Source organism: Cupriavidus phytohabitans (assembly GCF_017815025.1).
Taxonomy (GTDB): Bacteria; Pseudomonadota; Gammaproteobacteria; order Burkholderiales; family Burkholderiaceae; genus Cupriavidus.
The window spans coordinates 24,946-37,911 of the sequence record NZ_JAGIQB010000059.1 but is presented as its reverse complement, the minus strand read 5'-3'; the positions used below and the strand labels follow the sequence as shown (position 1 = coordinate 37,911).

Annotated in this window: 10 protein-coding genes and 1 pseudogene; 8 read left to right on the top strand and 3 right to left on the bottom strand. The window is 65.4% G+C overall.

All coding sequences use genetic code 11. The annotated features are described in order from the left end of the window. Both J8I34_RS29130 and J8I34_RS29125 read right to left on the bottom strand, forming a co-directional pair. Positions 1-107: pseudogene (locus J8I34_RS29130) on the bottom strand (succinate dehydrogenase, cytochrome b556 subunit); the annotation flags it as partial. 280 nt (positions 108-387) lie between these two features. Then, the gene (locus tag J8I34_RS29125; protein WP_209776399.1) at positions 388-1,272 is read right to left on the bottom strand and encodes a GntR family transcriptional regulator; all 885 of its coding nucleotides are present in this window, start codon (positions 1,270-1,272) and stop codon (positions 388-390) included. Positions 1,273-1,699: 427 nt separating this feature from the next. Here J8I34_RS29125 and J8I34_RS29120 point away from each other — a divergent pair, with 427 nt between their 5' ends. The 7 genes from J8I34_RS29120 (at position 1,700) to J8I34_RS29090 (ending at position 10,463) form a co-directional block, all read left to right on the top strand. Beyond that, complete coding sequence (locus tag J8I34_RS29120) at positions 1,700-2,683, top strand: malate dehydrogenase (RefSeq protein ID WP_029049200.1); 984 nt, start codon at positions 1,700-1,702, stop codon at positions 2,681-2,683. Positions 2,684-2,811: 128 nt separating this feature from the next. Beyond that, entirely contained in the window at positions 2,812-3,792 is a 981-nt protein-coding gene (locus J8I34_RS29115; RefSeq protein WP_029049199.1) for an HpcH/HpaI aldolase/citrate lyase family protein, read from the top strand. A 45-nt stretch (positions 3,793-3,837) separates the two neighbouring features. Further along, positions 3,838-5,019, top strand: a complete 1,182-nt coding sequence (gene prpC, locus J8I34_RS29110; protein WP_209776398.1) for a bifunctional 2-methylcitrate synthase/citrate synthase — start codon at positions 3,838-3,840, stop codon at positions 5,017-5,019. A gap of 167 nt (positions 5,020-5,186) precedes the next feature. Then, a complete protein-coding gene (locus tag J8I34_RS29105) occupies positions 5,187-5,777 on the top strand; it encodes a hypothetical protein (RefSeq protein ID WP_209776397.1) in 591 nt (196 codons plus the stop codon). Between the two features lie 292 nt (positions 5,778-6,069). Continuing rightward, positions 6,070-8,787, top strand: a complete 2,718-nt coding sequence (acnA, locus tag J8I34_RS29100; RefSeq protein WP_209807647.1) for an aconitate hydratase AcnA — start codon at positions 6,070-6,072, stop codon at positions 8,785-8,787. Positions 8,788-9,001: 214 nt separating this feature from the next. Further along, positions 9,002-9,151, top strand: coding sequence for a hypothetical protein (locus J8I34_RS29095; protein ID WP_198030864.1), 150 nt, complete (start codon positions 9,002-9,004; stop codon positions 9,149-9,151). Between the two features lie 109 nt (positions 9,152-9,260). Continuing rightward, positions 9,261-10,463, top strand: a complete 1,203-nt coding sequence (locus J8I34_RS29090) for a DUF2863 family protein (RefSeq protein ID WP_029049195.1) — start codon at positions 9,261-9,263, stop codon at positions 10,461-10,463. Positions 10,464-10,526: 63 nt separating this feature from the next. On the opposite strand, the gene trmB is transcribed toward J8I34_RS29090, so the two are convergent. Further along, a complete protein-coding gene (gene trmB / locus J8I34_RS29085; protein ID WP_209807646.1) occupies positions 10,527-11,213 on the bottom strand; it encodes a tRNA (guanine(46)-N(7))-methyltransferase TrmB in 687 nt (228 codons plus the stop codon). 125 nt (positions 11,214-11,338) lie between these two features. Between trmB and J8I34_RS29080 the strand changes: the two genes are divergently transcribed. Continuing rightward, positions 11,339-12,955: an ABC transporter substrate-binding protein gene (locus tag J8I34_RS29080; protein WP_209807645.1), complete on the top strand. Its 1,617-nt coding sequence runs from the start codon at positions 11,339-11,341 to the stop codon at positions 12,953-12,955. The last annotated feature ends 11 nt before the right edge of the window (positions 12,956-12,966 follow it).

The window sequence follows — 12,966 nt, the reverse complement described above, 5'->3', positions numbered from 1 at the left end:
CGATGCAGGATGGATACCTTGCCGGCCCAGGGCAACCGGTATTTCGCGATCTGCGAGATACCGATATTCCGGAACTCCGGCCTGGCTTGTTTGACGGCTTCAGCCATGCGAGACCCCATTAGCGGTAAACAAAGAAACGAAACTGCCATTGCCTGCATGCAGCGGGATGCATTGAGGCAAATCCACGAGATTTTAGCGCCTTTGTTGCGCGCCGCACCAATAATTTTCAGCTATCGCGCAACCACATGCGCCGCCCGACAATCGCACACCATGCCCATGGCCCGGCAATACCACGCAACGTCCACCAGTGCTGCGCAACAGCCCGCACCACTATCACAAAAGCCGCAATAATCGCAGCTGGCGCGGGGATCACGCCGGCTCCGTGACTCAGCTCAGGTCGTTCTGATAATAGTGTTTGGTCGTCACATACAACCCGCGGCGCACCTCAACGGGGCGATCGCCGTAGGTATAGGACACGCGCTCGACCGACAACAGCGGCGAGCCCACCGGCACGGACAGCAACTCGGCCGCCGTCTCGTCGGCGGACACGGCGCGGATCTTTTCCGAGGCGCGGATCATGCGCGTACCGAACTCGGCCTCGAACAATGCATACATGGGCCCCTTCCACTCCGTCAGCTTCTCCGCGGTGAGGCCTTTGAAGTTGGCGCCCAGCAGCCAGATCTCATCGAGCACGGTCGACTCGCCGGAGAAAGTGAGCACGCGGCGGATCTGCACCACGCTGTCGCCGGTGCGGATATCGAGCAGCCGCGCGATCTCGGCGGGCGCGCGCAGGCGCTTGCACTCCAGCACATGGCTGGCGCCGTAATGGGGCTCGCCTTCGTCGGGGACGAGGCGCAGGAAACGGAACTTGACCACGTCCTCATGGTGCGTGGTCACGAAGGTGCCCTTGCCCTGCCGGCGTGCCACCAGGTTTTCTGCGGCGAGTTCGTCGATGGCCTTGCGCACCGTGCCCTGGCTCACCTTGTAGCGTGCCGCCAGCTCCATTTCGCTGGGGATCATCTCGCCCGGCTTCCACTCGCCCGACTGCAGGCTGCGCATGATGAGCGCCTTGATCTGCTGGTACAGGGGACTGAAGGTGGGCGACGGGGCGGCCTGCGGGCCCGGCTGGGCGGCGGCCTGGGGCGCAGGGGATGCCGACGGAGTGGACGAGGTCGACGAAGGCGGCTGCGTCCCGGCGCCGGAGGTAGCCGCGCCAGAGTCCTGCGCGCCGGGGACGGCAGCGCCGGAGAGGGACGTAGACAGGGAGGACATAGGCGGGATTTCACCACAAAAGGGCGGCGGGCGCCAGCCTGACGTTAATTGTCTTATGTCTTATATAAGACATATGAATTGACAGCCAGTGGGGCCGGACCTACACTCGCGCTGTTCCACGCCCGCGAATGCCGAATGCCATGCTCGTGCCGCCGAAGGATGCCTGACCCGGCACTCTCCCCCGCGGTCCGGACTGGAAATCGGTCTGGAAATGGCGGCTCGCTTCGCAGTAGACTTACGCTTCGTTGCATCACCATGACCCGTTGTGGCTCCCCTTACCGGTTCCGCCCCGTGGCCCCGCCACCTGGTTCCGGCGGACGGCCGCTCCCGCTGTGGCGACAACCAGCACCCGGCGTGCACGCCGCCTTGAGTTGGCGACGGCGTGCCGCCGACCGGTTACCCCCTTCTATCGTTTGGAGATTTACTCATGGCTAAAGCCCCAATGCGCGTCGCAGTGACCGGCGCCGCTGGCCAGATCGGCTATTCCCTGCTGTTCCGCATCGCCAACGGCGACATGCTGGGTAAAGACCAGCCGGTCATCCTCCAACTGCTCGACCTCCCGCAAGCCCAGGCCGCCGTCAAGGGCGTGGTGATGGAACTGGAAGACTGCGCCTTCCCGCTGCTGGCCGGCGTGGTCATCACCGATGATCCCAAGGTTGCCTTCAAGGATGCCGACGTGGCCCTGCTGGTTGGCGCCCGTCCGCGCAGCAAGGGCATGGAGCGCAAGGACCTGCTCGAAGCCAACGCCCAGATCTTCACGGTGCAGGGCAAGGCGCTGGACGAAGTCGCCAGCCGCAATGTCAAGGTGCTGGTGGTCGGCAACCCGGCCAACACCAACGCCTACATCGCCATGAAGTCGGCACCGAGCCTGCCGCGCGAGAACTTCACCGCCATGCTGCGCCTGGACCACAACCGTGCCCTGTCGCAGATCGCCGCCAAGACCGGCAAGCCGGTGTCGTCGATCGAGAAGATGTTCGTGTGGGGCAACCACAGCCCGACCATGTACGCCGACTACCGTTACGCCACCGTCGACGGCAAGAGCGTCAAGGACATGATCAACGACCCGGTGTGGAACAACGACGTGTTCCTGCCGACCGTCGGCAAGCGCGGTGCCGCCATCATCGAAGCGCGTGGCCTGTCGTCGGCCGCCTCGGCCGCCAACGCTGCCATCGACCACGTGCATGACTGGGTGCTGGGCACCAACGGCAAGGTCGTCACCATGGGCATCCCGTCGAACGGCGAATACGGCATCCCGGCCGACACCATGTTCGGCTACCCCGTGACCTGCGCCAATGGCAAGTACGAAATCGTCAAGGGCCTGGAGATCGACGCCTACAGCCAGGAAAAGATCAACATCACCCTGAACGAGCTGGAAGAAGAAAAGGCCGGCGTGCAGCATCTGCTGGGCTGATCTTCAGCGCGTTCCAGGAAAGACCGGGGTTCCGCAACGATTCAAAAAATCGGCGCGGAACCCCGGTTTTTTTCATATTGGGGCGCTATGATGTGCCTCCCGTCCAACCCCAACCCACCTGAATTCCCGTGCATCCATCCGAGGTCTTGTTCCAGGGCGAAGCCATCCCGGTCCAGTTGCCGGTGTGTGACCACTATGCGGGCAGCGAAAAGCTGATGCGCAAGTCGCTTGCCCTGCAGCAAGAGCTTGGGCCGGTCTTCGACATCACCTTCGACTGCGAGGACGGCGCCGCAGTAGGCCAGGAGCGCGAGCACGCCGAGTTGTGCGCGCAACTGGTCAACAGCACGCTGAACGCGCACAACCGCGTCGGCGTGCGCATCCATGATCCCGCCCACCCCAGCTGGCGCCAGGATGTCGATGTGCTGGTGCGCGCCGCCGGCGCTCGGCTGGCCTACGTGGTCGTGCCCAAGGTGACGGACGTGGTCGAGGTCGCGCGCGTGACCGACCATGTCAACCAGGTGGCGCGCAACGCCGGCATCGCCCGCCATATCCCGATCCATGTGCTGATCGAGACACACGCCGCGCTCGAGCAGGCGTTCGATATCGCCGCGCTGGTGCAGGTGGAATGCCTGAGCTTCGGCCTGATGGACTTCGTGTCGGCGCACCACGGCGCGATTCCCGGCGACGCCATGCGCTCGCCGCAGCAGTTCGAGCATCCGCTGATCCGCCGCGCCATGCTGGAGATCTCCGCCGCCTGCCATCGCCACGGCAAGGTGCCGTCGCACAACGTCAGCACCGATGTGCAGACGCCGCAGCGGGCCGGTGACGATGCACTGCGCGCGCGCGCCGAGTTCGGCTATCTGCGCAAGTGGAGCATCCATCCGGGCCAGATCGCGCCAATCGTCACCGCCTTCCGGCCGGGTGCGGAAGAAATCGGCGCCGCCAGCCAGATCTTGCTGGCGGCCCACGAGAACAACTGGGCGCCGATCCGCCATGACGGCCAGTTGCACGACCGCGCCAGCTACCGCTATTACTGGTCGCTGCTGCAGCGCGCCCAGGCCACCGGCACGCCGCTGCCGGACAACGTGGAAGCGCTGTTCTTCGCCTGACACCGCCACAACAACAAGCCACGGACGCGACCGAAGGAGACCCGGATGTCCGCTTCGAAGACCGCAGCACGGGCCGCCACGACAGCGCCCGCGGCACCGAAAGTCAAAAAATCCGTCGCCCTGTCCGGCGTCACCGCGGGAAACACCGCGCTGTGCACGGTCGGCCGCACCGGCAATGACCTGCACTACCGCGGCTATGACATCCTCGATGTCGCCGACGCCTGCGAATTCGAAGAAATCGCCCACCTGCTGGTGCATGGCAAGCTGCCCAACAAGGCTGAACTGGCCGCCTACAAGGCCAGGCTGAAGGCCCTGCGCGCCCTGCCCGCCAACGTCAAGCTGGCACTGGAATGGGTCCCGGCCAGCGCCCACCCGATGGACGTGATGCGCACCGGCGTGTCGGTGCTGGGCACCGTGCTGCCGGAGAAGGAAAACCACAACACCCCGGGCGCGCGCGACATCGCCGACCGCCTGATGGCCAGCCTGGGCTCGATGCTGCTGTACTGGTACCACTACAGCCACAACGGCAAGCGCATCGAGGTCGAGACCGACGACGATTCGATCGGCGCCCACTTCCTGCACCTGCTGCACGGCGAGAAGCCGTCGGCGCTGTGGGAGCGTGCCATGCACACCTCGATGATCCTGTACGCGGAGCACGAGTTCAACGCCAGCACCTTCACCGGCCGCGTGATCGCCGGCACGGGCTCGGACATGTACTCGGCCATCTGCGGCGCGATCGGCGCGCTGCGCGGCCCCAAGCACGGCGGCGCCAACGAAGTGGCCTTCGAGATCCAGAAGCGCTACGACAGCCCGGATGAGGCGCAGGCCGACATCACCCGCCGCGTCGAGAACAAGGAAGTGGTGATCGGCTTCGGTCACCCGGTGTACACCATTGCCGATCCGCGCAACCAGGTGATCAAGGAAACCGCGCGCAAGCTGTCGAAGGACGCCGGCTCGATGAAGATGTTCGACATCGCCGAGCGCCTGGAGACGGTGATGTGGGACATCAAGAAGATGTTCCCGAACCTGGACTGGTTCAGCGCGGTGAGCTACCACATGATGGGCGTGCCGACGGCGATGTTCACGCCGCTGTTCGTGATCGCGCGTACGTCCGGCTGGGCCGCGCACATCATCGAGCAACGCATCGACAACAAGATCATCCGCCCCAGCGCCAACTACGTGGGCCCCGAAAACCTCAAATTCGCGCCGATCGGCAAGCGTAAGTGAACCCGGACTAACCGGACACCCCGATTATGTAACCAAAGGCCAGCGCACTTCGCGGGCTCAGGCAAATCGTAGAGAATAGCGGCGGACTTTCATCCCAGGCGCCGCGCAATGTGACGGCGGCGAACGACAAACAGACCAGATTTCAGAATCCGAAAGGCACTCACAAAATGAAACATCTCGTACTTGCCGCCTGCATCGGCGCGTTCAGCCTGACCACCGCCACCGCCGTGATGGCGCAAGAGCCGGCCAAGAAGACCACGACCACCAAGAAGAAGTCCTCGACCAAGAAGAAGGCGGCAGCGGGCACCGCCGCCGCTGCCGGCGCCGCCGCAGCCGTCACCCCGACCGGTGAAAAGTGGCAGTGCGAGCTGGGCAACAGCATCTATATCTCGGGCGACATGCTGCGCGACGAAATCCTGACCGTGCACTGGCAAGGCCGCGACTACAAGCTGCCGCGCCAGGCTACCGTGACCGGCGCCGACCGCTACTACGACGCCCGCACCGGCCTGGACCTGGTGGTGATCCCGAGCAAGGCCATGCTGTTCAACAAGAACCTGGGCCAGCGCCTGGCCGACGACTGCCAGAGCGGCGCCATGCAAGCCGGCGCCGCGGCCCCGACCCAGGCTGGCGGCCTGCGCGCCCCGGTCGGCGCGCCGTTGCTGGCCACGCCCCCGGGCGGCCCGACGGTCCAGCCGCAGCAGGCGCAGCAGGCGCAGCAGCCTGACGCGACCCAGCAGTCCGCGGCACCGAAGCAGTAAATCCCCGCAGGGTGCCGGCGGCCGCCTGAATTCCGGCCGCCGGCACCCTTTTGCCTTGCAGGCGGGGCAATCCCGCCAGGGGGCGCTGTCGCGCCGCGGGAAGGCATGGCCGGGGTCCGGCCGATCGAGACCGGGTGGCGGCAAAGCCCCGCGGCGGTTAGAGTATGCAGTTGCAGTGCGCTGCCGACCTCGGACCGCGGTCACATGCCGCGGCAGCGCACCGGGGGTCTGAATCCAGTTTCAGAGGTCCGAGCCAAATGCCATCGCATCATCCTTCGATCGGAGTACGGCAATGCCCCATAACCTCAAGAACACGCTAAAAGAATTCAAGATCGGCGCTTCCGGCAAGGGCCAGTTCTATTCCCTGCCGCAACTGGCGCAAGAACTGGACCTGGACATCGGGCGCCTGCCGGTATCGATCCGCGTCGTGCTGGAAGCCGTGCTGCGCAACTGCGACGGCAAGAAAGTTACCGAAGATCACGTCAGGCAGCTCGCTGGCTGGAAGCCGAATGCCAAGCGTGTCGACGAGATCCCGTTCGTCGTGGCCCGCGTGGTGCTGCAGGACTTCACCGGCGTGCCGCTGCTGGCCGACCTTGCCGCGATGCGCAATGTGGCCGAGAAGATGGGCCAGGATCCCAAGAAGATCGAGCCGCTGGTGCCGGTCGACCTGGTGGTCGACCACTCGGTGCAGGTCGACCATTTCCGCGAAAAGAAGGCGCTGGACCTGAACATGCAGCTGGAATTCCAGCGCAACAACGAGCGCTACCAGTTCATGAAGTGGGGCATGCAAGCGTTCGACACCTTTGGCGTGGTGCAGCCGGGCTTCGGCATCGTGCACCAGGTCAACCTAGAGTACCTGGCGCGCGGCGTGCACAAGAAGGATGGGGTCTACTACCCTGACACGCTGGTCGGCACCGACTCGCACACCACCATGATCAACGGTATTGGCGTGGTCGGCTGGGGCGTCGGCGGCATCGAGGCCGAGGCCGGCATGCTGGGCCAGCCGGTGTACTTCCTGACGCCGGACGTGGTCGGCGTGGAGCTGACCGGCCGCCTGCGCGAAGGCGTCACGGCCACCGACCTGGTGCTGACCATCACCGAAATGCTGCGCAAGGAGAAGGTGGTCGGCAAGTTCGTCGAGTTCTTCGGCGAAGGCACGGCCAGCCTGTCGGTGCCGGATCGCGCCACCATCGGCAACATGGCACCGGAATACGGTGCCACCATGGGCTTCTTCCCGGTCGACGAGAAAACCATCGATTACTTCCGCGGCACCGGCCGCACCGACGAGGAAATCGACGCCTTTGAAGGCTACTTCCGCGCCCAGCAGATGTTCGGCATTCCCCAGGCCGGCGACATTGACTTCAGCAAGACGCTGAAGCTGGACCTGTCCACCGTGGCGCCGTCGCTGGCGGGGCCGAAGCGCCCGCAGGACCGCATCGAGATCGGCAACGTCAAGAGCACCTTCGCATCGCTGTTCAGCAAGCCGGTGGCCGAGAACGGCTTCAACAAGGATCCGGCCGAGCTGAACCAGCCTTACCGCACCAGCAACGGCATTGAAGTGAAGAACGGCGACGTGCTGATCGCCGCGATCACCTCGTGCACCAACACCTCCAACCCGAGCGTGCTGCTGGCGGCCGGCCTGCTGGCCAGGAAGGCGGTGGAAGCCGGGCTGGAAGTGGCGCCGCACATCAAGACCTCGCTGGCGCCGGGCAGCCGCGTGGTCACCGAATACCTGAAGGCCGCAGGCCTGCTTCCGTACCTGGAAAAGCTGGGCTTCGGCGTAACCGCCTACGGCTGCACCACGTGCATCGGCAATGCCGGCGACCTGACGCCCGAGCTGAACGAGGCGATCGTCCAGAACGACCTGGTGGCGGCCGCGGTGCTGTCCGGCAACCGCAACTTCGAGGCGCGCATCCACCCGAACATCCGCGCCAACTTCCTGGCTTCGCCGCCGCTGGTGGTGGCTTACGCCATCGCCGGCAATGTCACGTGCGACCTGATGACCGAGCCTGTCGGCAAGGGCAAGGGCGGCCGCGACATCTGGCTGGGCGACATCTGGCCGACCTCGGAGGAAATCCATGCGCTGATGAAGTTCGCGATGGACGCCAAGACCTTCAAGGGCAACTACGAACAGGTCAAGAAGCCAAGCAAGCTGTGGGGCGCGATCCAGGGCACCAAGGGCCAGGTCTACGACTGGCCCAGGTCGACCTACATCGCCGAGCCGCCCTTCTTCCAGGATTTCAGCATGGAGCCGTCGGGTGCCTCGGCCAGCGTGCGCGGCGCGCGCGCGCTGGGCATTTTCGGCGATTCGGTGACCACCGACCATATCTCGCCAGCCGGCTCGATCAAGGACACCTCCCCCGCGGGCAAGTACCTGCAGGAGCATGGCGTGCTCAAGGCCGACTTCAACAGCTACGGCTCGCGCCGCGGCAACCATGAGGTGATGATGCGCGGCACTTTCGCCAACGTGCGCATCAAGAACCTGATGATCCCGCCCAAGCCGGACGGCGCGCGCGTGGAAGGCGGCATCACCATCCACCAGCCTACCGGCGAGCAGATGTCGATCTACGACGCGGCCATGAAGTACATTGCCGAGGGCACGCCTACGGTGGTGTTCGGCGGCGAGGAATACGGCACCGGCTCGTCGCGCGACTGGGCCGCCAAGGGCACGCAGCTGCTGGGCGTGAAGGCCGTGGTGGCGCGCAGCTTCGAGCGCATCCACCGCTCCAACCTGGTCGGCATGGGCGTGCTGCCGCTGCAGTTCAAGGGCAGCGACAGTGCGCAGACGCTCGGCATCACCGGCAACGAGACCTTCGACATCGAAGGCCCGGGCCTGGACAACCCGGGTGACCTCAAGCCGCAGCAGGACCTGGTGCTGGTGATCAAGCGCGGGAATGGCGACGTGCAGCGCGTGCCGGTGCTGCTGCGCATCGACACGCCGATCGAGGTCGACTACTACAACCACGGCGGCATCCTGCCCTTCGTGCTGCGCCAGCTGCTGGCCGCCTGACGCCCGCGGGTTGCACAAGCAAACGCCGCCTGCCGGGTCCCGTATTGGGGACGCGCCAGACGGCGTTTGCCATGGTGCATAGTGTGGCCTCTGGATCACGCACAAGCGTGTAAGTTCCACGCAAGGCAGTGCTGCCACACTGAGTCCCAAAGAACAGCGGTCGCAATGACCCGGAAGCGGAACCAACCCGCTTCAGACAGACACTGGAGACAACATGGCAAAGATCATCATCGCTTTCATCGTCGTTGCCGGCGCGGCGCTCTATCTTCTGACCAAGGGTGGCAGCGATGTGTCGATTTCCGGCGAGCAGCACGGTGTCGAAACCCACGCACCGGCCGCTCCGGCAGCCAGCGAACAGAAATAAAATCGATTCTTCTACCTTGCCAAGGGCAATAGCACGCCGCAATCGTGCGGCCGCTTGTCAACGCAACGAGTAGAATACCGTTTTACGCATAAACGGACGGTTTCTTTCTATGGCAGGTTTTCGCCCCAAGGCTTCCCCACGTCTTTCGCCCGACGCCGAGCGGTTGGTGGCCGATGCGCTCGCCCTCGACGCATCGGGCAGCCGCATGGAGGATGGCTACTGGGAACGGCGACTCTCGCAGCGCCTGGGCCGCCTGTTGAAGAACGGTAGCCAGACCGCGCTGGACGCGGCGCTGGAACATCTGTTCAAGCACAACGCCGACGCCTCCGACGTGCTGGCCGAGCAGGCCGAGACGCTGGCCGAATCGGCCACCATCGAGGTCGATGGCCAGCGCTACGACGCGCTGCTGATCGCTGCGCCGATCCTGGCGCACACGCGTTACGCCATCCCTTCGGGCACACTCAAGCCGGAACTGGCGCAGACGCTGGCCGTGCACTTGCAGGCACATGTGCTGGCTTCCGGCACCAAGGTGGCGCTGTCGCCGTACTTGTACAGCATCGACCAGCTGCCGCGCACGCACAGCGACACCTTTGCGCTGACGCACAAGCTGGCCGCGGCCGCGCTGGCCGGATCGGTGCCCAAGGTCGACCTGCGCGACCTGCCCGAAACCGCGCCGATCCTGGCCGACCCGCGCTACCTGCTGGCCGTGGTGGTGGCCCCGCACGAGCAGGCGCTGTTCCGCTGGCAGGAAGACGCCAAGGAGCACCATGCCGAGCGCTCAACGTGCCTGGAGCAATGGCGCAGCCAGGTCCAGCCGTCGGTGGCGCTGCTGCTGCCGGGCTGCGAGTTCGAGCTGCTGCTGCCCGACGCCTTCTTCCTGTCGTGCCGCGAATCCGACAAGAGCATCCGCCCGCTGACCGTGCGCGCCGCCGTCAACTACCTGGCCGGCACGCTGGATATCTCCGCGGGCCAGCTGGCCGCGGTGGTGGCCGCGTTCGGCGAGGAGGTGGTTGAGGAATACCGCGTCGGCTTCACCATGCGCGGCGAAAAGGATGTGATCTACGGGATCGTCTGGCCGGTGTATGGCCGCGAAGCCGGCGAAGTCGATGCCGACGAGAAGGGCAATCCGCTCGAGCAGATCTGCGAAGAACTGCGCAATGCCGGCGTGGAAGATATCTTCCGCCACGCGGCGCTGTTCGATCCGGAATACTGCGAGGATTGCGGTACGCCGCTGTATGCCGACCGCAATGGCGAGATCGTGCATGCGGAGTTGCCGGAAGACGCGCCGACGCAGCAGCCGCTGTTCCACTGAGTTCCTGCAGGCCAAGCGAGCAAACGGCCCACATCGTGGGCCGTTTTTGTTTGCTGGCTGTCTTCAGGCGCCGCGTTGGCTGACGCAGCGCCAGAGTCCATGCCCCGAAGCCGCGTACTTGCGCTCGAACGGCGTCATCGCCTGCGCCGGCTGCCAGGGCTCGATCACTTGCGCCGGGCGCCCGACCAGCGCCAGCGCCTGTGCGAACTCGTCGATATAGACCTTCCAGTTACTGCGGCATTCAAGGTAATCGCCGCACGCCGCCAGCGCCGGGAACACCGCATGGCCCTGCCAGCGCCGCCCCAGGTGGCCGATCTTCGGCCACGGGTTCGGGTACAGCACGTAGTGGCGCGCCAACGGTACCGCGTCGGCCTGGAGCATGCGCCAGACATCGACCAGGTCGGCCCGCGCCCAGCAGAAATTGGCCGGCATCGGTGCCTCGCCCCACCAGTCCTTGCCAGCGGCCAGGCGCTTTTCGGACTGGTCGACGCCGATCACGTAGTGGTCCGGGAACGACGTCGCCAGGCGCAGCGTGCTTTCGCCCACGCCGCAGCCGGCATCCAGGATCAGCGGCGCGCCGCCGGCCTGCCGCCAGTTGTCGAGCGCTGCGCTCAGTGCGCGGCGGCTGGCTTCACCAATGGGCTTGCGGAACGGCTCGGCAAGGTGGCGCGAGACACGCGCGGCCAGGTGTTCGTGGACATCGGACTGCGCCGAGACAATGGTGCGGGAATTGGCAAACATGGCCTCCATTCTACCGGCGCCGCACCCCGCAGCTTTGCATCGGACGCTGCAACCATGCCACTTTAGCGGCACAATGCGGGACAAACCGCCTGAGAACCTGTCCGCGCGCCGGACCCGTACGAGGAGCCAGTCCCATGCCATCGACAACCGCCACGTCCCGCCAGCCCGCCCGCCGTGCCCTGTTCCACGCCGCCGCCGCGCTGATGCTGGGCAGTGCCGCCTTAGCGCTGATGCCCGCCGGCGCCGCCCACGCCGAAGACCTGCGCATCGGACTGGCCGCCGACGTCACCTCGATGGACCCGCACTGGAACAACTCCGGCCCCAACAACGCGATCGCGCTGCATGTCTTCGAATCGCTGGTGTTCATGGACAAGAACGCCCGCTATATCCCCGGCCTGGCGCTGTCGTGGAAGCCGGTCAATGCCATTACCTGGGAAATCAAGCTGCGCCCCAACGTGAAGTGGCACGACGGCTCGCCCTTCACCGGCGAAGACGTCAAGGCCTCGCTGGAGCGCCCGGACAAGCTGACCAACAGCCCCGGCTCGTTCACCAGCTACACCAAGCCGATCGCCCGCATCGACACGCCCGATCCGCTGACGGTACGCCTGACCATGAGCGTGCCCAATTACGCCAACCTGGCCAACGACCTGAACAGCGTGCCGATCATGCCGAAGAAGGTCGCCGCCACGCTGACGCAGGCCGATTTCGACTCGGGCAAGGCCATGATCGGCACCGGGCCGTTCAGGTTCGTGCGCTTCGCGCGCGGCCAGGAAATCGTGATGGAGCGCAATCCCAACTACTGGGGACCCAAGCCGGAGTGGGACCGTGCCGTGTTCCGCATCATCACCGACAACGGCGCGCGCAGCGCGGCGCTGCTGGCAGGCGACGTCGACGTGATCGAGAGCGTGCCGTCGGCCGACGTGGCCAAGCTCAAACAGAACCCGAAGTTCAAGGTCGAGCAGCAGGTGTCGTGGCGCACCATCTTCTGGCAAATGGACCAGTCGCGTGACAATCCGCCCTTCGTCACCGACAAGGCCGGCAAGCCGCTGGGCAAGAACCCGTTCAAGGATGCGCGCGTGCGTGCCGCGATCAGCAAGTCGCTGAACCGCGACGCCATCGTCAACCGCATCATGGAGGGGCTGGCGGTGCCGGCGTCGTCGATCGTGTCGCCGCAGATCTTCGGGCATCCGGGCACCAAGCCCGAAGCCTATGACCCGGAAGGCGCCAAGAAGCTGCTGGCCGCCGCGGGCTACCCGGACGGCTTCGGGCTGACGCTGCACGCCACCAACAACCGCTACCTGAACGACGCCGCGGTGGCGCAGGCCACCGCCAGCATGCTGACTCGCATCGGCATCCAGACCAAGGTCGAGACCATGCCGGTGGCGGCCTACTTCACGCGCGCGCGGCAGGGTGACTTTGCCTTCCAGATGCTGGGATGGGGATCGGCGGCGGCAGATGTGGCGCTGCGCTCGATCACGGGCACGCCCAATCCCAAGACGGGGTACGGCACCTGGAACTGGGGCAAGTACAGCAACCCGCAGCTGGACCAGCTGATCGAGAAATCGCTGACCACCGTTTCCAGCGAGAAAGCGCGGGAGGAAAACGCGCGCACGGCGGCGAAGTTTGCGCTGGCCGACCACGCGATCGTTCCCTCGCACAGCCAGCTGGCGATGTGGGCGATGAAGAAGGGACTGAAGTATGAGGCGCGGACGGACGAATGGTCGTTAGCGCAGTTTTTCCACAAGGAATAGCGCTGCCGGCA

Excerpts from the sequence above, each read along its gene's own strand:
- J8I34_RS29125 (WP_209776399.1), bottom strand. The coding sequence starts at position 1,272 with ATGTCCTCCCTGTCTACGTCCCTCTCCGGCGCTGCCGTCCCCGGCGCG.
- J8I34_RS29120 (WP_029049200.1), top strand. The coding sequence starts at position 1,700 with ATGGCTAAAGCCCCAATGCGCGTCGCAGTGACCGGCGCCGCTGGCCAG.
- prpC (WP_209776398.1), top strand. The coding sequence starts at position 3,838 with ATGTCCGCTTCGAAGACCGCAGCACGGGCCGCCACGACAGCGCCCGCG.
- J8I34_RS29105 (WP_209776397.1), top strand. The coding sequence starts at position 5,187 with ATGAAACATCTCGTACTTGCCGCCTGCATCGGCGCGTTCAGCCTGACC.
- acnA (WP_209807647.1), top strand. The coding sequence starts at position 6,070 with ATGCCCCATAACCTCAAGAACACGCTAAAAGAATTCAAGATCGGCGCT.
- J8I34_RS29095 (WP_198030864.1), top strand. The coding sequence starts at position 9,002 with ATGGCAAAGATCATCATCGCTTTCATCGTCGTTGCCGGCGCGGCGCTC.
- J8I34_RS29090 (WP_029049195.1), top strand. The coding sequence starts at position 9,261 with ATGGCAGGTTTTCGCCCCAAGGCTTCCCCACGTCTTTCGCCCGACGCC.
- trmB (WP_209807646.1), bottom strand. The coding sequence starts at position 11,213 with ATGGAGGCCATGTTTGCCAATTCCCGCACCATTGTCTCGGCGCAGTCC.
- J8I34_RS29080 (WP_209807645.1), top strand. The coding sequence starts at position 11,339 with ATGCCATCGACAACCGCCACGTCCCGCCAGCCCGCCCGCCGTGCCCTG.